Origin of the sequence: Microbispora sp. NBC_01389, assembly GCF_045040095.1 — a bacterium.
GTDB lineage: Bacteria > Actinomycetota > Actinomycetes > Streptosporangiales > Streptosporangiaceae > Microbispora.
The window spans coordinates 1,621,109-1,641,271 of record NZ_CP109552.1; the positions used below are offsets into that span (position 1 = coordinate 1,621,109).

Below are 20,163 nucleotides of genomic sequence, written 5' to 3' on the forward strand. Positions count from 1 at the left end.
GTCAGGCCTCGTCCCGCTGCGTCGACTGGTCGTTCGCCCACGGGGCCGCGCCGGAGCCGCCGGCCGGGAGCGCCGAGCCGTTGCCGTTCGCCCGCTCCTTCGGCGTGATGACCGGAGGACGGTCCGACGGCAGGCGCTTGCCGTACCCGGCGTAGGAGGGGCGCTTCTCCCTGGTCACGACGGGCGAGAAGATCTGGAGGACCTGCTCCCGGGAGAGCGTCTCCTTCTCCATGAGCTCCAGCACCAGGTTGTCGAGCACGTCGCGGTACTGGACGAGGATCTCCCACGCCTGGTCGTGCCCGCTCTCGATGAGGCGGCGGACCTCCTCGTCGATCGCCGAGGCGATCTGCTCGGAGTAGTCGCGCTCGTGACCCATCTCGCGGCCGAGGAAGACCTCGCCGTTCCCGCTGCCGAACTTGCGGGCGCCGAGCCGCTCGCTCATGCCGTACTCGGTGACCATGCGGCGGGCGATCGAGGTCGCCTTCTCGATGTCGTTGGACGCGCCGGTGGTGGGCTCGTGGAAGACGAGCTCCTCCGCGGTGCGGCCGCCGAGCAGCATGGCGAGCTGGTCCATCATCTCGGACCGGGTCGCGAGGAACTTGTCCTCCATCGGCAGCGTCATCGTGTAACCGAGGGCGCGGCCGCGCGACAGGATCGTGATCTTGTGGACCGGGTCGGAGTTGGGCAGCGCGTGGGCCACCAGGGCGTGGCCGCCCTCGTGGTAGGCGATGATCTTCTTCTCCTGGTCCGACATGACCCGCGACTTGCGCTCCGGACCGGCCATCACGCGGTCGATCGACTCTTCGAGGGTCGCCATCGTGATGAGCTTCTGGTCCTGCCGGGCGGTCAGCAGCGCCGCCTCGTTGATCACGTTGGCGAGGTCGGCGCCGGTGAAGCCGGGGGTCCGGCGGGCGATCACGTCCAGGTCGACGTCCTGCGCGAACGGCTTGCCGCGACCGTGGACGCGCAGGATGCCCTTGCGGCCCTCCAGGTCGGGCCGGTCGATGACGACCTGGCGGTCGAAGCGGCCGGGACGCAGCAGGGCGGGGTCGAGGATGTCGGGCCGGTTGGTCGCGGCGATGAGGATCACGCCGCCCTTGACGTCGAAGCCGTCCATCTCGACGAGAAGCTGGTTGAGCGTCTGCTCACGCTCGTCGTGGCCGCCGCCGAGGCCCGCGCCGCGGTGCCGGCCGACGGCGTCGATCTCGTCGATGAAGACGATCGCGGGGGCGTTCGCCTTGGCCTGCTCGAACAGGTCACGGACGCGGGAGGCGCCGACGCCGACGAACATCTCGACGAAGTCGGAACCGGAGATCGAGTAGAAGGGCACGCCCGCCTCGCCGGCCACGGCCCGGGCGAGCAGGGTCTTGCCGGTGCCGGGGGGGCCGTACAGCAGGACGCCCTTGGGGATCTTGGCGCCGATGGCCTGGAACTTGGCCGGGGCCTGCAGGAACTCCTTGATCTCCTGGAGCTCCTCGATGGCCTCGTCGGCTCCCGCCACGTCCGCGAAGGTGGTCTTGGGGGTGTCCTTGGTGATCAGCTTCGCCCGCGACTTGCCGAAGTTCATGACCCGGGAGCCGCCGCCCTGCATCTGGTTCATGATGAACAGGAAGATCAGGACGATCACGATGATCGGCAGGAAGCTCGCGAGGAGGCTGAGGAGGAAGTTCTCCCTCGGCACCTCGACGGTCCAGCCCTCGGACGGCTTGGACGTGTCGAGCGCCTGGGTGAGCTGGACACCCTGCCCTTCGACCCAGGGCGCCTGGATGCGGCTGACGCTCTTGTTCTGCACCGTGATCGGCTGCTTGAGCGTCAGCTCGACCCGCTGGTCCTTGTCGACCACGGTCGCACTCTTGACATTGCCCTGCTGGATCTGCTGGACGACCGTCGAGGTGTCGGCGGTGGTGTAGTTGCCGTCCCCGCCGAACATCGTGGTGACGAGCAGGAGAAGCAATACGATGCCCAGGATCCACAGGAGTGGGCCACGTGTAAATCGCTTGAGATCCATCCGTTGCGGAACCCCGGCGGGCCCGTCCCTTCCTGACCATGGCCTGCCCCGGGCGGACCCGGGGTCGCGGCATCCGTTACCGCTCCTTCTGGCTACCGAGGGACGGCCGCACGGCCCCCCACGGATATCCGAAGGTACACCCGGCCGCCGCGTCGGGTAACTGCCCGAGCGGCTCCGGCTTTGCCTTTCCAACGTACGTCAGCCAACCCCGTGTTCCCCGACCTGGCGCCCAATAACGCACGATCCACGGGTCACTTCGCTAAGGGCTTACTCCCCTCCGTACACATGCGGCGCAAGAGTCCCGATGAAGGGCAGGTTGCGATAGCGCTCGGCGTAATCGAGACCGAACCCGATGACGAACTCGTTGGGGATGTCGAAACCGACGTATCGGACGTCCAGCTCGACCTTCACCGCGTCCGGCTTGCGGAGCAGCGTGCAGATCTCCACGGAGGCCGGGTTGCGCGACCTCAGATTGTTCAACAGCCACGAAAGGGTCAGGCCCGAGTCGATGATGTCCTCGACCACGAGCACGTGCCGGCCGGCGATGTCGGTGTCGAGGTCCTTCAGCACCCGCACGACGCCCGACGACTTGGTCCCCGCGCCGTACGACGACACGGCCATCCAGTCCATCTGGACGGGCACGTGCAGCGCACGGGCGAGGTCGGCCATGACCATCACCGCGCCCTTCAGCACACCGACGATCAGCAGTTCCGTGCCGGCGTAGTCGGCGTCGATCTGACCGGCCAACTCCTTGATCTTCGTCTGCAGCTCCTGCTCCGAGATGAGGACGCGGGAGAGGTCCTTGCCCATGTCTGCTGCATCCACCTGGGGTTATTCCTTACGCGAGCGAGACGTTGTCCACGGCGAAGACAAGGGTGCCACAGCGCCTGACCACAACCACCCCCCCGGGTAGGTCCACCCCCTTCTGCCCGTGCCAGCCGGTCACCAGCCGGTCGACCGCCTCGATGTGCACCGCGGCGAGCGCGGCGGCGTGCGCCCCCGCCTCGACGGCGGCGCGCCTGATCACCCGCCGCCGCACCGCCGCCGGCACGTCCGCGATGCCGGGCACCCGGAGCTCCCCCGCCGGTCCCCGCGACCGCGCGTGGACCTCCGCGGCCCACCCGTCGAGGGCGTCCGCGTCGTCCCGGCACAGCCGCGCCGTACGGGCGAGCGACTCGGCGATCCCGGGCCCCAGCGCGTCCTCCAGCACCGGCAGGACGTCGTGCCGCACGCGGACCCTGCGGTAGACGCGGTCGTCGTTGTGGGGGTCGTCCCACGGCCGCAGGCCGAGGGCGGCGCAGGCCTGCCGGGTGCGCTCCCGGCCGAGCCCCAGCAGCGGCCGCCGATAGATCCCGGAGACCTCCGCCATGCCGGACAGGGAGCGGGAGCCGCTGCCCCGGGCCAGCCGCAGCAGCACGGTCTCCGCCTGGTCGTCGAGGGTGTGGCCGAGCAGGACCGCGGCGGCCCCCAGCCGGCCGGCCGCGGCCGACAGCGCGGCGTAGCGCGCGTCCCGCGCCGCGGCCTCGGGGCCGCCGGCCGTCCCCACAGTGACGGTCAGCGCCTCGGCGGGGTCGAGGCGGAGCGCCGGGGCGAGCCGTACGACGTCGCGGGCCCGCCCGGCCGAGCCCTCCTGCAGGCGGTGGTCGACGGTCAGCAGCCCGGCGCGCAGGCCGAGACGCGGGGCCGCGAACCCGGTGGCCGCCGCCAGCGCCAGCGAGTCGGCGCCGCCGCTGCAGGCCACCAGGACCAGCGGCCTTCGCCCCCCGTCCGGTTCCGCGCGCGCGGTGAGGTCCGCGAGCGACAGCCGTACGGCACGGCGGACGTCGGCGACGGCGGGATGCGGGCCCATGGGCCCATTCTCGCGGTGTCCCGCGCGAGCGCGGGACACCGAGGAGCGCGGGTCAGGAAGAGGCGGTGAGCACCCGGGACATCCAGGCGTGGGGGTCGGCGATCTCGTCGCGGTCGGGCAGCGTCTCCGGGGAGGTCCAGACCTTGTTGAACCCGTCCATCCCGGCCTCGTCCACCACCGTGCGGACGAATCGGGAGCCCTCGGCGTACTGCTTCATCTTCAGCTCGATGCCGAGCAGCCGGCGGACCAGCTGGTCGACGCGGGAGCCGCCCTCGCGGCGGCGCTGGAACCTGGCGCGGATCTCGGCGACCGACGGCACCACGCTGGGCCCGACCGCGTCCATGACGTAGTCGCCGTGCCCCTCGACCAGTGTCATCACGGCTGTGACCCGGTCGAGCACGGCCTTCTGCTCGGGCGTCTGGATGGCCTCGATGAGATTGCCCTCGCCGCCCTTGAAGGCGTCGGCCACCGCGTCGGAGGCGGCGCGCAGGCGCTCCAGCAGCGTCGCGAGGTCCATCTCGGAGGCGAGGAGGAACTCGGTCATCTGGCCGCGCACGTACTCCCGCAGCCAGGGCACGCCGGTGAACTGCACCCGGTGGGTCTCCTCGTGGAGGCACACCCACAGGCGGAAGTCGCGCGGGTCGACGCCGAGCTCGCGCTCGGCGTGCACGATGTTCGGCGCGACCAGGGTGAGCCGGCCGGCCGGCGCGACGCCGGACGGGTCCGGCGGGAGGAACAGCTCGTACTGCCCGAGCACCCGGGAGGCGAGGAAGGCCAGCACCGCGCCGACCTCCAGGCCCGTGATGCGCGAGCCGACGGCGCCGACGATCGGCGGCATGTTGGACATCTTCTGCGTCAGCGGCTCCAGCACGACCCGGAATCCGTCGACGTTGGCGCGGATCCAGCCGGGGCGGTCCACCACCGTGGCCGCCTCGGGCGGGGCCGAGTCGATGCGGGTGAACTCCCGCACGTGCCCCTCGGCGTCCCGCGACAGCCGCCGGAGTTCGAGGACGGCCTGCCTGGCCTCCTCGCGGCTCACCTGCGGGCCCGGCCGCACGAGGCGCACTCCGGTCGTGACGGCCAGATCCCAGTCGATCACCTGCATACTCACCACCGTACGTTCTCCGCATGCCCGCCGCGCGGGCGGCCGAGCGTGGTCCGGCATCTCAGCTCTGGGAGACGATCGTGGCCATCCTGTCGAGGGCGGCTATGGCCCGCGTCGGATCGGCCACCTGATCGGCCATGAACGCGAAGGTCAGCAGCCGGCCCTCGGACGTGTACGCGATCCCCGCCAGGGTGTTCACGCCGTTCAAAGTGCCCGTCTTCGCGCGGACCAATCCGGCGCCGGCCGCCGAGCCGGACCTGCCGTACCGGTTGTGCAGGGTCCCGGTGAAACCGGCGATCGGCAGCCCGCTGATCAGCGAGTGCAGGCCGGGGTGCGCCGGCGACGCCGCCATGGCGAGGATCCGGGCGAGGCCGCCGGGCGTGATCCGGTTCCTGGTGGACAGGCCGCTGCCGTCGTGCACCTCCACGCCCTCGGCCACGCCGAGCCGGGTGAGCACGCCGCGGACCGTCGCGGCCACGCCCTCGAACGTGTGCGGCTTCCCCTCCTTCACGGCGGCCTGGCGGGCGAGCGCCTCGGCGAGGTCGTTGTCGCTGTGCGTGAGCATCCGCTCCACCAGCGCGTAGACCGGCCCCGACTCCACCCGCGCCAGCTCCTGGGCGCCTGCCCCGGCCCGGCCCGGGCCGACGTCCCCGCCCACCTTGACGCCGTTCTTCCTGAGCAGCGCGGCGAACGCGTCGGCGGCGGTGCGCGCCGGGTCGGGCACCCGCGCGCCGTTCGCCGCCCGGCCCTCGTCGATCATGAGCGCGGACACCGGGGCGACGCTGCCCTCGGGGATGTATGTCGGCTTCCAGCCCGGCGCCGTACGCGGCCCGCCGAACAGGGAGGCGTCGTACGACAGGCCGGCCGAGGTGACGCCGGCCGCCTTCAGCGCCTTCGCCGTACGGAAGGCGAGCAGGTCGAGCGTCGCCGGCCTCGGGTAGGCGTCCCTCCGCTCCGCGGCGCTCGTCCCCGGGCCGGCCAGGGTGGGGTCGCCCCCGCCGACCAGGACGATCGAACCCGGGGCGGTGCCCCTGACCACCCGGGTCGCCAGGCGGGCGTCCGGGCCCACCGAGGCCAGCACCGTCAGCGCGGTGACGACCTTCGTGGTGGAGGCGGGGGTGATGGGGGTGCCCGAGCGGCCGTCGAAAACGGTGGAGCCGGTCGCCACGTCGAGGACGATGCCGGCCACGCTGCCCCCCAGGGCGGGGTCACCCATCGCAGCGGTGAGCCGGGTGGTCAAAGTACCCTTGGCGGGGAGAGCCCCATCCCCCGCCGCGGCCAGAACCGGACCCGCGGTCACCAGGGGGATCGGGTTCGGCTTCGGGGACGCGACCGGAGCCGGGGTCCTGTCGGCGTCATGGGCGATCAGATAGCTGCCCGCGAGGACGACGAAGATCTGCAGCAGGGCGAGGGTGGACACCACCACCCAGCGCTCACGTCGCACCACGTCACCCTCATTTCGCGCCGACCTTGAACACGCTTACGAGACATTAACGCCAGCCCGGGAGACCGGGGACTCATGCGGAGGAACGAGTGGAGTTCGACGTTGTCGTTGAGATTCCCAAGGGACAACGGAACAAGTACGAGGTGGACCACAAGACCGGCCGCATTCGCCTGGACCGCATGCTCTTCACGTCGACCCAGTACCCCGCTGACTACGGGTTCATCGAGGACACGCTGGGCGAGGACGGAGATCCGCTCGACGCGCTGGTGCTGCTCCAGGAGCCGACCTTCCCCGGCTGCCTGATCAAGTGCCGGGCGGTCGGGATGTTCCGGATGACCGACGAGAAGGGTGGTGACGACAAGGTGCTGTGCGTCCCGGCCACCGATCCGCGGATGGAGCACATCCGCGACATCCACCACGTCGCCGAGTTCGACCGGCTGGAGATCCAGCACTTCTTCGAGGTCTACAAGGACCTCGAACCGGGCAAGTCGGTCGAGGGCGCCAACTGGGTCGGCCGCACCGAGGCCGAAGCCGAGATCGTCGCGAGCACCAAGCGGTTCGAGGAGATCGACCACCAGGACGAGGACCACTGAGCCGGTGCCGTAGGGGGCACTAGGCGGGCCGGGTGGCGCCGACGAGGTCATGGCGCCAGATGGGTGCGATGCGGACCACGTCCCCCGTCTGGGGGGCGTGGACCATCATGCCGCGCCCGATGTAGAGGCCCACGTGATGGATGGTCCCGGGGCTGCGGCTCAGCCTGCCGTAGAACAGCAGGTCGCCGCTGCGCAGTTCCTTGAGCGGGACGTGCCGTCCCGAGGTCCACTGGGTGCCGGTCCAGTGATCGAGCGAGACCCCCGCCCGCTGCCAGGCCCGCATCGTCAGTCCCGAGCAGTCGAATCCCGACGGTCCGGCCGCGGCCCACACGTAGGGTTTGCCGATCTGTTTGAGCGCCCATTGGGCGGCCTCCCCGCCGCGCCCGGACGCGAGTCCGGCCGTCCAGGCCGGGATCGCCATGCTGCTCTGAGCGGCGGGAGCCTGCCGCCGGGATCTCTGCCTGGCCGCGCTCCTCGCCCGTCTCAGCTCGTCGAAGCGGGCGCGGGCGGCGTCCAGACGTTCGGAGATCTCCTCTTTCTCCCGCTCGATCAGCTGGGTCTGTCCGAGTTGGTCCTCCACGGCCCGCTGCGCCGCGTCCCTCGCCTGCCGGACCTCGTCGGCGGTGCGGGACTGCTCGGCATACGCGCGGGCCGCCTGTTCTCGGAGGATCTCGTAGATCTTCCGCGCGTCGTCCATCTCCGCGAGGGTCGCGTCCTGTTCGTCGCCGAGTTGCGTCAGCACGCTGGCTCTTCGCAGGAACTCGCCCGCGTCGCCCCAGCCGCCGAGCATGGCCGCGGCGGACGGCGCCAGCCGCAGCCGGCCGTACCCCTGGGCCACGCGGGCGGTCACCACGCTGCGCAACCGGTCGAACTCGCCGGCCGCCTGACCGGCCCGCCGCTCCGACTGCTCGTAGGCGGCGCGCGCCCGCTCCAGCCGTACGATCTCGCCGTTGTACGTCTCGACCAGTTGCTCGGCATCGGCGTCCAGCGCGTCCCGGCGGGCCTGGGCGGTGGCGAGATCGGCCGAGGCCTTACCCAGCTCACGCGCCCGCTCCTGCACCTGCTGCCGCGCCCTGGCGACGTCTTGCGACGACGGCTTCGGATCGGCCCCCGCCGGGGCTCCGAAGGTCAGGGCCAGACATGAACCGAGCCCGGCGACCAGCCCCGACGCTCTGAGGAGTGGCATTCCTTCCCCTTCCCTGCTCCACTCCCCTCAGTTCCCAGCGACTACTCTCCGTACACATTTAAGCTACGCCCAGTAATCGGCCTATGTGTCAGGTCGCCCTATTTGCGGAGGGGGGAGGGTGGCAGGGCCGGGCGAGGGCGGGCAGTCCCAGGGGGCGTGCGGATAGTGGTGACGTCCTCCATGATGACGCTGGTGCTCGCGGTGGGGCGGGCGGCGTCCCGGCCAGTGCGCCGGCGGCGGCCCGCCCCGCGGCGGACCGCCGATGGGCGGACCTTCGGGTGGGCCGCCGGGGTCGTCGCCGGGGCCGCCGGGGCCGCCGGGACCGCCGGGGCCGTCCGAGCCACCCGGGCCGCCGGAGCCGGGGTCGTGATCCGGCGGCGTGGGCGTCTCGCCGGACGGGGGCGACGCGGAGCCGGAGGGCCCCGTCGTGGGCTTGGTCGTGGGCCCGGTTGTGGGCTTGGTCGTGGGCTTGGTCGTGGGCTTGGTCGTGGGAGGAGTCGTGGGCGGCGCCGCCGGGCTCCGCGTCGGCTCGTGGTGATGCGGGGGCCGGGCGGTGGCCGGAGGCACCGGAGCGGGCAGGGGCGCCGGGCGGGGCAGGACGACCGGGTCGGCCGCCCGTACGGAGCCGCCGGGCTCGGCCGTGTCCGCGGGCGGCTCGGACGAGCGGCCGGCGTCGTCACCCGAAGATCCAGGGGAGGCCGTGCCGGCCGTGCCGGACCCGGTCGCGGCCGGGGCCTCGGCCGCCGGAGGCCGGTGCCGGACGATCGAGTCGGCGGCCCCTTCACGCAGGTCACCGGAGAACTGGGCGAACACGAGCGCGATCGTCGCCACCGCCGCGACCGCCGCCACCGCGCCGGCCACGGCCTGGGCGAGCCGCCCCTCGCGCCGCGCCCCCGCCCTGGGGAAGCCCGCCGCGCTGAGCCCGCCGACGCGCTTGGCGACGTACCGCCGGTAGGGCACGAGCTCGGGGTCGATGAAGCTGCTGAGCACCCGCACCCGCAGCGTCTCCGGCAGGGCGACCCGGGGCAGCAGGGAGAACACCTTGGCCGGGGAGACCTGCCGGACCCGGTGTCCCGCGCAGGTCTCGCAGCGGGCGAGGTGGCGGGTCAGCTGCCCGCGCTCCTGCGGGGTGAGCTCACCGGAGAAGCCCCGGAGGATCGCCGCCGCCCGCTCGCAGTCGTACGAGGGGCGCCGGGCGATGATCTCGACCGTCACCGCCTCGCGCAGGCGTTCGGTGGCGGCGTCGAGGAGGGCCCGGGCGTACCGTTCACCGGTCCCGAGCACGGCGGCCACGTCGCCGGTGTCCATGTCGTGCCGAGCCACCAGTTCGAGCACCTCGCGGTCCTCCGCGGACAGCGCGGCCACGGCGCTGCCGGCGGCCAGGCGCAGGTCGGTCTCGGCCTCGTCGCCCCCGGTGCGGGGGAAGGGCGCGGTCGGCACGAGGGCCTGTCCGGGCTCGGGCCCGCCCTCCTCTCCGGGCGTGCGGCGGCGCATGCACTCGCCTCTGGCCAGGGCGTACAACCAGGGACGCAGCATGCCCGGATCGGCGAGCGACCCGACGAGGGCCTCCGCGGCGATCAGCGTGTCGCGCAGAGCGACCTGGGCGGCGTCGGGCCCCGCCAGCAGCGTTCTGCAGTATCGGTAGAGCCCTCCGGCGTGGGTGTCGTAGAGAGCGGCCAGCGCACCCGGATCGCGGGCCCGCAACGCCTCCACCAGGACGCCATCATTCATATACGGAGAGTAAATGATTGGTAACTACCCGCTCCACCCATTCGGCCGAAGTCGTGTGCCCGCCGCCGGAGTCAGGCCGGTTCGCGTACGGTCAGGCCGGCGGTGGCGCAGCCCCGGGTGAGCGCGTCGAGGCCGAACGCGTCGACGGGGCCGAGGGCGCCGGTGCCGCGCACGCCCTCCGCGAGGGCCGTGATCGCGGCCCAGGCGAGCACACCGGCCGTGAACTCGTACGGGTCCCCGCCCGACAGGTGGACGGCGGACAGGCGGCGCCCCCGCGCGTCGTAGGCCTCCGCGACGATCCTGGACGACACACCGGACACACCCGCCGCCGGGGCGGCCGCTCCGCCGCCCGTACGGAGCACCCGGTCGGCCAGCGCCTCGGTGACCCGCCTGGCGCCGGGCAGGGCGGCGATCACCGGGGTCGCCCGGGCCAGCACGCCCGCGACCTTGGTCAGCCCGCCCAGCCAGCCGAGATAGACGTTGACCTCCCGCAGGCCGGGGTGCGCGGGCGGCAGCGTGAAGTGCTCGGTGGCGCCGATGGACAGGCCGTGCCGCGGCCGGCCGTCCACCAGGAAACGCCGGGTGCGGCCGTGCTCGGGGACGATGCGGCCCTCCCGGAAGCCGTACATCGGCTCCAGGAGCATCCCCAGCATCGAGGCGCGGGTCCCGGCGCTCGCGCGGCGCGCCATGTCGCCGCCCACGAAGTAGCCGACGTCGACGCGGACGGCGTCCGCGCCCGCCTTCCGGAGGGCCAGGGCCGCGGCGAGGTTGCCGGGCACGTAGTCATAACCGAAGGCGGTGATCAGGGCCGCGCCCCGGGTCGCCGCGGCGGGGCCGTACCGCTGGAAGATCCGTTTGATGAACGTGGGCTCGCCCGTGCTGTCGAGGTAGACGGCGCCCGCCTCGGTCGCGGCGGCGACCGCGGCCTCACCCCACCGGGTGAACGGCCCGACGGTCGAGATCAGCACGTCGCCCGGCGCGACGAGAGCCCGTACGGACTCCGGTCGGCCGACGTCCGCCACCGCGATCGGCGGGTCACCACCCAGGGAGTCGGCGAGGGCGGTCAGCCGCGCCTGGTCCCGGCCCGCCAGCAGCGGCCGGGCCCCGCGCCGGGTGAGCGCCTCGGCGGTGAGCCTTCCGGTGAAACCGGTGGCTCCGAAGAGCACGATCCTGGCCATTCCGCTACGGTAACCCGCCCCTCCTGTGGTGATCGGCGGTGGGCCGCTCACTGGCGCCGATCGTTGTACGGCGGATAGCCGCGGTCCTTGGCGAACGGCGCGGTGGTCGGCGGGATCGTGTGCAGCGGAACCGCCCCGGCCCGCGCCAGATCCTCGTACGCCCGGGCGGTGGAGCCCCAGGTCGTGGCGTACACGTCGGTCGCGCCGACGGCCCCGCGGACGCCGTCGACCGTGATGACGAACCTCCGCTTCGTGCCCGGCCGCACGTCGTCCACGTACGACGCGGCCCCGGCGACCAGCCGGCCCGCGTCGTCGCGCAGCAGGGCCGTCACGGCGAGGGCGCCCGCGGGCCTGCGGAACGGGTCGAGCACGTAGCCCGTGACGAGGTAGGAGCCGTCCGGCTGCTTCTCGGTGAGCACGTCGGAGATCGGGAATCTGAGGAACGCCGACGGGGGCCGCGACGCCGCCCGCCATGAGGCGGGCCGGTAGTCGATCTTCACACGGACCGGCTGCCCGCCGGTCGGCACCTGGCCGCCGAACGCCAGCGGGCGGCCCGGAGGCGCGGCGTTCAGCGGCTGTTCCAGGTGGACGACCTCCTTGCCCGCCGCGTCGACGGCCGTGACCACCGCGACGGCGTTCTCCCCGAAGTGCCCGCGGTTGGGGTTGCTCAGCACCCCCGCCCAGGTCACCGCGTACCCGGCTCCGGAGCGGACGACGGAGGACACCTGCTCCTTGAGGGCCAGCGGCATCGGGCCCTCCTGCTTGTGCTTGCTCGCGCACGACGCCGTCGCCAGTGCGGCGAGGGCGAGGGCGGCGGTTATGCGGCAACGTCGCGTCACTCAGCCGTCATAACCACTGAAAGGGACGTCCCCTCCCGGACACGCGCACCCCCGCCGGTATCTTTACCGGCCGCTCAACGCGGGCGGACCACCCGCGTCTCGTCCCATACCGGCTCGGGAGACTCGTACACCCGCCCGTCGGAGCCGAAGACCAGGTAGCGGTCGAAGTCGGCGGCGAACCAGCGGTCGTGGGTCACCGCGAGCACGGTGCCGTCGAAGGCGTCCAGGCCCTGCTGCAGGGCCTCGGCACTGGCCAGGTCGAGGTTGTCGGTGGGCTCGTCGAGCAGCAGCAGCGTGGCGCCCGACAGTTCGAGCAGCAGGATCTGCAGCCGCGCCTGCTGGCCGCCCGAGAGCGTCTCGAACCGCTGCTCGGCGATCCGCCCGGCCAGCTCGTAGCGGGCCAGCGCCTTCATCGCCTCGTTCTTCAGCCGGGCGTGCTCGGTCATGACGATCTCGCAGGGCGCACGGCCGAGCAGTTCGGGGCGGGCGTGGGTCTGCGCGAAGTGGCCGGGCACGACCCGCGCGCCGAGCCTGGCCACCCCGGCGTGGCGGACCTCCTCGCCCGCCAGCAACCGCAGGAAGTGCGACTTGCCCGAGCCGTTCGAGCCGAGCACGGCCACCCGCTCGCCGTACCAGACCTCCAGGTCGAACGGCTTCATCAGGCCGGTCAGCTCCAGGCCCTCGGCGATCACCGCCCGCTTGCCCGTACGGCCGCCGCGCAGGCGCATGCTGATGAGCTGGTCCTTCGGCGCAAGCTCCGGCGGCCCGGCCTCCTCGAACCGGCGCAGCCGGGTCTGCGCAGCGTGGTAGGCCGGGGCCATGCCGTCGTGGTAGGTGGCCTTCTGCTTGAGCATGACCACCAGGCGCCTGAGCTTGGCGTGCTCCTCGTCCCAGCGCCGGCGCAGCTCGTCGAGCCGCTCGCCCCGCTCCCTGCGGGCCTGCGCGTACGTCCCGAAGCCGCCGCCGTGGATCCAGACGTTGCCCGACTCGACCGTGACGATCCGGTCGGCGGCGTTGGCGAGAAGCTGGCGGTCGTGGGAGACCAGCAGCACGGTCTTGGGCGTCTCGCGCAGCGCCGTCTCCAGCCACACCTTGCCGGGCACGTCGAGGTAGTTGTCGGGCTCGTCGAGCAGCAGCACCTGGTCGGGGCCGCGCAGCAGCGCCTCCAGGACGAGCCGCTTCTGCTCGCCGCCGGACAGCGTGCCCAGCTCGCGGTACTTCACCCTGTCGTACGGCGCGCCGAGCGCGGCCATCGCGCAGGCGTCCCACAGGACCTCGATGTCGTAGCCCCCGGCGTCGCCGTAGTCGGTGATCGCCTGGGCGTACCGCATCTGGGCCTTCTCGTCGTCCCGCTCCATCATCACGAGCTCGGCGGCGTGCAGCCGCTCCGCCGCCGTCCTGACGCGTTCCGGCGCGACGCTCAGCAGCAGGTCCTGGACCGTGCTGCCGTCCCGGATGTTGCCGACGAACTGCCGCATCACCCCGAGGCCGCCCGAATGGGAGACCGTGCCCTCGACCGGCTGGAGGTCTCCCGCGATCATCCGGAGCAGGGTGGTCTTGCCCGCGCCGTTCGGGCCCACCAGAGCGGCCTTGACGCCCTCCCCGACCCGGAACGAGACGTCGTTCAGCAGCATCCTGCCGTCCGGCAGGACATGCGTCAGATGCCCGACCTCAACGTGTCCCACCGTGGATCTCCTGCCGGGATGTCTTCGTGCGCGTCCCGCGCAGGCTACCCATCCCTTTCACCCACGGCATCCCGTTTTCCACCGCCCAGCCACCTCCGGCTCACCTCGAAGTGTTCCAGCCGCAGAGCCATACGAACGGTTAGCCTGTAAGTGTTCATATGGCTTGGAGGGAAGAACACCCGTGGCTGAGTACGTCGCCCTGTTGTGGTCGGGAGCTCCGAACGGCACGACGCGGGCGGAGCGGCGACCTTGCCGTTACCGGGCGTACCTGCCTGGATCCCCTGATGGGCCGCCCTTTGGTCTTGTCAGGGCAACGTGCGGCGGATGTGAACGACGCGGAACAGCGGCTCATCGAGCTGGGCGCTTCCTCACGGGCCCTCGTCAGCCTGGAAGCCCTGGCCAGGCTACTTCTGAGAGCCGAAGCAGTGGCGAGCTCCTTCATCGAGGGCCTACAGATCAACGTCCGGCGACTCGCCAAAGCAGACGTGGCATCACGCCCAGTTCGAGACAATCCACCCGTTCGTGGACGGCAATGGGCGCACTGGGCGAGCGCTCATCCATCTGATCCTTCGGAGGCGCGGGCTGGCACCCCGTTTCGTCCCGCCGATCAGCCTGGTTCTGGCGTCACACGCCGACGCCTACGTCTCCGCGCTCACCGCGTACCGCTACGAAGGATCCGCCGACTCACCCCCCGCCCAAGAAGCGATCGGCTCCTGTATCGATCGATTCACCGCGGACACCATTCGCGCGGTCATCGACACGGACCGCTTCGGCGCGGAGCTTGACGCTATGGAGACGGAATGGCGGAAGAAGCTGGGGATGGTGCGTACGGACTCATCCGTCGATCTTCTCCTGCGAGTACTTCCCTCCGCTCCCGTACTCACGGTCGCCGCCGCCGCCGACCTGATCGGTCGATCTACGCAGCGCGCCAACGACGCGGTCAACCAGCTCGCCGCAGCGGGTGTGCTCAAACAGACCACTCTGGGAAGGCGCAATCGCGCATTCGAGGTGCCCGATCTCATCAACGCACTCACCGGATTCGAGCGAGCCCTCGCCAGCCCTCTTGGTGACACCCGCCAGGCGGCCCCCGCACGGCCGGTCCCCTACCGCTCATGAGAGCGTTGCGTCGGCCATTCCTGCGACTGTTCCTCGTTGGGGCGGTCCCGGGTCGTGCCTGATCCGCCCCAGAAGACAAGCCCACCGGGCCATCCAGCAGTATGCGATTCCTGCATATTACTATTCATCTATGCGAGAACCCCCGCCTCTGCTCCTCCCCTTGTTGCGCAGTGTGGCCGTGGGAGAGTTGCTCGCATGGTTGTTCCTCCATCCGGAGGACGAGTACTCGACCACCGACCTCGCTCAACGGACGGGGGTCTCCCAGTCAACGGTGAGCCGCGAGATGGACCGCTTCGCCGCCGCCGGGCTGACCTCGGAACGACGTCACGGCAATCTCCGCTTGATCCGGGCGAACACCGAAACCATCGTCGCGCGACCGCTGATCGATCTACTGGCGGTCACCTTCGGCCCGGCCGCCGTATTGCCTCCGCTGCTTGAGGACATCACCGGCGTAGACGAGGCCTACGTCTACGGATCCTGGGCGGCCCGGTACGCCGGCCGAGCCGGTCCTCCCCCGCGTGACGTTGACGTGCTCGTGATCGGGACCGCAGACCTGGACGACCTGTACGAGGCGGCGCGTACGGCCGAACGCGTCCTCGGACGCGAGGTGAACATCAGCAGGATCTCCGCGGACTCCTGGGCGGATCACAACGATCCGTTCGTCGCCGCGCTGAAGGACAACCCCCTCTTTCCATTGCCGGCTGAGCGGAGCACGCGATGAGATGGGCTCAGGGTCGTGACCGCATCGACACGATGCTGTCGGCGGGCCAACTGGAACGGGTGCCTCCCAGCAGGGAACACTCGGACGCGATGCCGGGGCAGGCAGAGCGACACATCGATCTCGCCAGAATCGGCATGCACGCCGATCCCGTCGGGGCGTATCGACTCCTTTACGACGCGAGCAGGAAAGCTCTGGCATCGATCCTGGAGAACCAGGGCCTACGCGCCACCCGCAGGGGAGGACACCTCGCCGTCCTCGACGCGGTGACCGCGCAGTTGGATCCGCCCCTCGGCCGCGTGCTGCGCTCCTTCGACCGCATGCGCCGCCGACGGAACGGAGCCGAGTACCCCAGGCCGGAGACTACGGGAAGGATGGGGCGGAGGCGTGGCGGAAGGACGAGGAGCATTCTTTTCCTCGACCGCGAAACGCCTTGACTCGGCGGCGCATCACCCGGAAATAGCCTGACATTTCAAGGGATTGCCACGCCGAAGGGGTGGACATGTCACCGCGCACCGATCCCATCCTCGACTGCCCGATCGACCAGGTCCCGGACGGCCGGGAGTTCGTCGAGGCCGCCATGCGCTGGCATTTCAGCCCCGAGACCGGCTCGCCGTTCTGGCTGGAACGGGCGAGCACGCTCGGCTTCGACCCGCGTGCGGACGTGCGCTCCTTCGAGGACCTGCGGCGGTTCCCCAACGTCGCGAACGAGCTGCGCGAGGTCCGGGTGGAGGACCTCATCCCCAGGGGGTACGGCCCGGACGCGGCGGTGGTCGGCGTGTACGAGAGCGGCGGCACCACCGGCCCGCCCAAGCGGGTCGTCGTCCTCCGCGACTGGCTGGACCGGCTGCTGCACCGGCTCGAACAGGACCTGGCGGCCAGGGGCTACCCCGAGAGCGGCAACTGGCTGTCGCTCGGCCCGACGGGGCCGCACATCTACGGAGAACTGGTCCGCCGGCAGGCCGAGCGGCGCGGCGGCATCCGGCTCGCCGTCGACATGGACCCGCGATGGGTGAAGAGGAGCATCGCCGAAGGCCGCCCCGAGGAGGCGGAACGGTACGCCGAGCACCTGATCGACCAGTGCGCCCACCTTCTCCGGACCCAGGACGTGCGGGTCATGGTGACCACCCCTCCGCTGCTGACCCGGCTGGCCCGCAGGGACGCGCTGGTCAGCCTGGTCAACGAGAAGGTCTCCGTGATCGGCTGGGGCGGCGCGCACATGGATCCCGACACCCACTACCTGCTCCGTACGGAGGTCTTCCCGGGCGTGAAGCTGTACGGCATGTACGGCAGCACGATGATCCTTGGCGGGGTGCCCGAGCGGGTCGTCCCGCCGGAGCAGGACATGATCGTCTTCGACTCCTTCTCGCCGTACATCGCCTTCGGGGTGGTGGACCCGCGGACCGGGAAGAGCGTGCGGATCGGCGACCGCGGCCAGGTCGTGATGCACCACGTCAGCAAGAGTTTCCTGCTGCCCAACAATCTGGAGCGCGACCTGGCCACCCGCGTGGCCGCGCCGCCGGGGCAGACGGGCGACTCCGTGGCCGACGTCGGGCCGCTCCCCGTGTTCGAGGACGAACAGGTCATCGAGGGGGTGTACTGATGGACGAGCCCATCCAGCTCGACGCCCTCGGCGCGGGCGGGCCGTACCGCAGCCGAAGCCGGCTGCCCATCCGCGAATTGGGCGGGCTGCCGGTCGCGGAGCTGAGCCTGGTGCCGCGGCTGTTCGTGCAGCAGGCGATGGCGGCCCTGCACCGGGCGCGGACCCTACCGGCCGACGAGCGGGCGGCGGCCCTCGCCCGCGCGGGACGGCTGTTCGAGACCGGCGTCGTCGGCGGCCTCGGCGCGGAGGAGTACCGGCACATCGTCAGCCGCGTCTCGGGGATGCCGATCACCGTGGTCCGCTCGGCGGCGTCCGGCATCGCGCACCGGGCGGGCGAGGCGTACCGCACGACCCGGTACGCCCGGCCCGGGGGCGCGGTGGACGACTGGCGCGATCCGCTCACCCGCACCGGGCAGGCGGTCTGGACCCGGCGCGGGGACGTCTTCGCCGTGCATGCGGCGGGCAACCATCCGGGTGTGCACACCCTGTGGCTGGAGGCCCTGGCGATGGGCTACCGGGTCGCGGTGCGCCCCTCCCGCCGTGAGCCGTTCACCCCGCACCGCCTGATCACGGCGCTGCGCGAGTCGGGCTTCGGCGAGGACCAGGTCGTGCTCCTGCCGACCGACTACAGCGTGGCCGACGACATCATCAGGGACGCCGACCTCGCGATGGTGTACGGCGGCGAGGAGGTCGTGAACAAGTACGGCGACGACGTGCGGGTGCTGCCGCAGGGCCCGGGACGGTCGAAGATCCTGCTGACCGAGGACGACTGGGAGCGCCATCTCGGCACGATCGTCGAGTCGGTCAGCGCGTTCGGCGGGACGGCCTGCGTGAACACCACCGCCGTCTTCGTCGCCGGTGATCCCGCGCCCGTCGCCGCGGCCGTCGCCGAGCGGCTGGCCGCGATCCCGAGCCTGCCGCCGGAGGACGACGCCGCGGTGCTGCCCGTCCAGCCGATCGCGGACGCGCGGGCCGTGGAGAAGTACCTGCTCGACCAGGTGGACGGCGCGACGCCGCTGCTCGGCGGGGACGGGATCGTGCACGACCTCGGCGACGGCAGCGGGGTGCTGCGCCCGGCGGTCTTCCTGGTGGACCGCCCCGACGCGCCGCAGACGGGCATCGAGCTGTCGTTCCCGTGCGTGTGGTTCGCGCCCTGGAGCCCGGACGACGGCGTCGGGCCGCTCAGGAACACGCTGGTGCTGACCGCCATGACGCGGGACGACGACCTGGTCGACCGCCTCGTGGACGACCCGTCGATCAGGAACGTCTACCTGGGCGACGCCCCGACGTTCTGGATGCCCCAGTGGGTGCCGCACGACGCCTATCTCGGCGAGTTCCTCATGCGAACAAAAGGTGTCATCCGCGCTTAAAATCCTGGAAACCGTACGGCCTGACCTGGGCGGACGGCAACGCGCTGCTGGGACCGACGACCGCGGCCGGGGCCGGCGCGGTGACCAGGAAGGTCACCCGGGTCGTCCGCGGCGACCTGCGCCCGGGAGTGCGCGCCTACCTCGACCGATGGCTGTGGGGGCACGCGACCCCGGCCGCCGCGGGCGTGCCGTACACGGACGTGACCATCCCCTCGCCGCTCGGCGGATTCCCCGGCTGGCGCACCGAGGGCACCTCGCGGACCTGGGTGATCGCGGTGCACGGACGCAACGGCGGCCCCGGGGAGGCGCTGCGCGTGCTGCCGGTTTTCCACAGCCTGGGGATGCCGGTCCTGGGCATCACCTACCGCAACGACGAGGGCGCCCCGGCGAGCCCGGACGGCAAGCTCCACCTCGGCGCCACCGAGTGGCGCGACGTGGCCGCGGCGATCACCTACGCCCGGGCGCAGGGCGCGACCGGGATCGTGCTGTACGGCTGGTCGATGGGCGGCGGCATCGTGCCCATGACCGTACGGAGGCTGCCCGGCGAGCCGGTCAAGGCGATGATCCTCGACAGCCCGGTCATCGACTGGCGGTCGCCCATCGCGCTCGGGGCCGAGCAGATGGGCGTCCCGGGCTTCCTCGTGACGGTGGGCGAATGGGTGGTCGAGCGGCGTACCGGCCTGTCGTTCGACGACGTGGACCACCTGCGTCACGCCCGCGAGTTCCGGGTCCCGACGCTGGTCTTCGTGGACGACGACGACGCGACGGTGCCGCCGGGCCCGGCGCTGCGTCTCGCCGAGGCCCGGCCCGGCATCGTCAGGCTCGTACGGACCGCCGGGGGCGGGCACACCGGATCGTGGAACGCCGATCCCGCCCGCTACGAGCGGGAACTCAAGGAGTTCGTCACGTCCCTGTGACGGCGGGGATCACGACGGTCATCGAGCTGTGGACCAGGGTGAAGCCGAGTCGCTCGTACACGCGCCTGGCCGGGTTCCCCTCGGTCACGGCCAGGCCCAGCCGGTCCCATCCCGTGGCGTACGCCCTCTCGCGGACCGCGGCCAGCATCCGGGCGCCGAGACCGGACGGCGTACGGCCGGGGTGGCGGAAGACCTCGGTCACCCAGGCCAGGTCGCCGAAGCGGTTGACCAGGACCCCGCCGGCCACCGCGTCGCTCTCGTCCACGGCCAGGACGCTGCAGGGCAGGAGCTCACCGAGCATCTCCCCCGCCAGCAGCGGGACGAGCTCCTCGCGCAGCGCGGTGGCCCCGTCCCGCCGCCGATTGTCCACGTGGCCCGGCGGATACGCCGCCCACCAGGCCGGGAACACGTCCTCCGGCGCGCGGTCACAGGGGACGAACCGGAAGCCCTCGGGTGCGGCCGAATCCGCCGGCGGCGCCGTACGCAGGTCGCAGGTCATCTGGTGGGCGTGCCGCCTCAGACGGGCGCCGTGTGCGAGCAGTTCCCGGCCGAGATCGGGCGGCCCCGCCACGGCCCATCCGGGCAGCTGCTCCAGGATGACGCCGGCCGCCTCCGGACTCAGCACCTCCACCTGGTCGGCGCACGGCAGGCCGTATCTCTCGCCCTCGGTGTAGCCGAGCGCCGGGGAACCGTCCGGCCCGGCCAGAGTCACTCGTCGCACGAGCAGAGGGTCGCGCGGCATCCCCTGGTCGGCAACCCTTTTTTCCGGAGCAGGCCCTCTTCGTCCGCGTCCTCCGGGAGAACGTACGGGAAAAGACGGC

18 protein-coding genes and 1 pseudogene are annotated in these 20,163 nt (G+C 71.8%); 8 read left to right on the forward strand and 11 right to left on the reverse strand.

All coding sequences use genetic code 11. The features are described from left to right. Nucleotide 1: 1 nt before the first annotated feature. The 5 genes from ftsH to dacB all read right to left on the reverse strand — a co-directional run bounded on the left by ftsH (nt 2) and on the right by dacB (nt 6,409). The gene (gene ftsH / locus OG344_RS07215) at nt 2–2,008 is read right to left on the reverse strand and encodes an ATP-dependent zinc metalloprotease FtsH (protein ID WP_327048519.1); all 2,007 of its coding nucleotides are present in this window, start codon (nt 2,006–2,008) and stop codon (nt 2–4) included. 267 nt (nt 2,009–2,275) lie between these two features. After that, nucleotides 2,276–2,833, reverse strand: coding sequence for a hypoxanthine phosphoribosyltransferase (hpt, locus tag OG344_RS07220; protein ID WP_405087520.1), 558 nt, complete (start codon nt 2,831–2,833; stop codon nt 2,276–2,278). A gap of 13 nt (nt 2,834–2,846) precedes the next feature. Next, nucleotides 2,847–3,857, reverse strand: coding sequence for a tRNA lysidine(34) synthetase TilS (gene tilS / locus OG344_RS07225; protein WP_405087521.1), 1,011 nt, complete (start codon nt 3,855–3,857; stop codon nt 2,847–2,849). A 52-nt stretch (nt 3,858–3,909) separates the two neighbouring features. Then, entirely contained in the window at nt 3,910–4,962 is a 1,053-nt protein-coding gene (locus OG344_RS07230; protein WP_327049468.1) for a zinc-dependent metalloprotease, read from the reverse strand. Nucleotides 4,963–5,023: 61 nt separating this feature from the next. Further along, nucleotides 5,024–6,409, reverse strand: a complete 1,386-nt coding sequence (gene dacB, locus OG344_RS07235) for a D-alanyl-D-alanine carboxypeptidase/D-alanyl-D-alanine-endopeptidase (RefSeq protein ID WP_405087522.1) — start codon at nt 6,407–6,409, stop codon at nt 5,024–5,026. A gap of 86 nt (nt 6,410–6,495) precedes the next feature. Between dacB and OG344_RS07240 the strand changes: the two genes are divergently transcribed. After that, complete coding sequence (locus tag OG344_RS07240) at nt 6,496–6,999, forward strand: inorganic diphosphatase (protein WP_405087523.1); 504 nt, start codon at nt 6,496–6,498, stop codon at nt 6,997–6,999. 19 nt (nt 7,000–7,018) lie between these two features. Here the strand turns inward: OG344_RS07240 and OG344_RS07245 are convergent, their stop codons facing one another. From OG344_RS07245 to OG344_RS07265, 5 genes are all read right to left on the reverse strand, one after another. Continuing rightward, nucleotides 7,019–8,185, reverse strand: a complete 1,167-nt coding sequence (locus tag OG344_RS07245; RefSeq protein ID WP_405087524.1) for an NlpC/P60 family protein — start codon at nt 8,183–8,185, stop codon at nt 7,019–7,021. A gap of 81 nt (nt 8,186–8,266) precedes the next feature. Beyond that, nucleotides 8,267–9,916, reverse strand: coding sequence for a hypothetical protein (locus tag OG344_RS07250; RefSeq protein ID WP_405087525.1), 1,650 nt, complete (start codon nt 9,914–9,916; stop codon nt 8,267–8,269). A gap of 71 nt (nt 9,917–9,987) precedes the next feature. After that, nucleotides 9,988–11,094, reverse strand: a complete 1,107-nt coding sequence (locus OG344_RS07255; protein ID WP_405087526.1) for a saccharopine dehydrogenase family protein — start codon at nt 11,092–11,094, stop codon at nt 9,988–9,990. A 47-nt stretch (nt 11,095–11,141) separates the two neighbouring features. Beyond that, entirely contained in the window at nt 11,142–11,933 is a 792-nt protein-coding gene (locus tag OG344_RS07260; protein ID WP_405087527.1) for a hypothetical protein, read from the reverse strand. Between the two features lie 74 nt (nt 11,934–12,007). Further along, nucleotides 12,008–13,618: an ABC-F family ATP-binding cassette domain-containing protein gene (locus OG344_RS07265; RefSeq protein WP_405087528.1), complete on the reverse strand. Its 1,611-nt coding sequence runs from the start codon at nt 13,616–13,618 to the stop codon at nt 12,008–12,010. A gap of 284 nt (nt 13,619–13,902) precedes the next feature. Between OG344_RS07265 and OG344_RS07270 the strand changes: the two are divergent. The 7 genes and pseudogenes from OG344_RS07270 to OG344_RS07300 all read left to right on the forward strand — a co-directional run. Beyond that, nucleotides 13,903–14,058 (forward strand): annotated as a pseudogene (locus OG344_RS07270) (hypothetical protein); the annotation flags it as partial. A gap of 82 nt (nt 14,059–14,140) precedes the next feature. Then, nucleotides 14,141–14,734, forward strand: a complete 594-nt coding sequence (locus OG344_RS07275) for a hypothetical protein (protein ID WP_405087529.1) — start codon at nt 14,141–14,143, stop codon at nt 14,732–14,734. Nucleotides 14,735–14,864: 130 nt separating this feature from the next. Then, a complete protein-coding gene (locus OG344_RS07280) occupies nt 14,865–15,455 on the forward strand; it encodes a hypothetical protein (RefSeq protein WP_405087530.1) in 591 nt (196 codons plus the stop codon). Next, nucleotides 15,452–15,889, forward strand: a complete 438-nt coding sequence (locus tag OG344_RS07285) for a hypothetical protein (protein ID WP_405087531.1) — start codon at nt 15,452–15,454, stop codon at nt 15,887–15,889. Before OG344_RS07280 ends, OG344_RS07285 begins: the two co-directional genes overlap by 4 nt. Nucleotides 15,890–15,954: 65 nt before the next feature. Beyond that, a complete protein-coding gene (locus OG344_RS07290) occupies nt 15,955–17,055 on the forward strand; it encodes a phenazine antibiotic biosynthesis protein (RefSeq protein ID WP_405087532.1) in 1,101 nt (366 codons plus the stop codon). After that, on the forward strand, nt 17,055–18,425 hold the full coding sequence (locus tag OG344_RS07295) for an aldehyde dehydrogenase family protein (RefSeq protein ID WP_405087533.1): 1,371 nt from the start codon (nt 17,055–17,057) through the stop codon (nt 18,423–18,425). The genes OG344_RS07290 and OG344_RS07295 overlap by 1 nt, the downstream gene beginning before the upstream one ends. Nucleotides 18,426–18,505: 80 nt before the next feature. Continuing rightward, entirely contained in the window at nt 18,506–19,342 is an 837-nt protein-coding gene (locus OG344_RS07300; protein WP_405087534.1) for an alpha/beta hydrolase family protein, read from the forward strand. On the opposite strand, the gene OG344_RS07305 is transcribed toward OG344_RS07300, so the two are convergent. Then, nucleotides 19,329–20,063, reverse strand: a complete 735-nt coding sequence (locus tag OG344_RS07305; protein ID WP_405087535.1) for a GNAT family N-acetyltransferase — start codon at nt 20,061–20,063, stop codon at nt 19,329–19,331. The genes OG344_RS07300 and OG344_RS07305 overlap by 14 nt on opposite strands. Nucleotides 20,064–20,163: the final 100 nt, after the last annotated feature.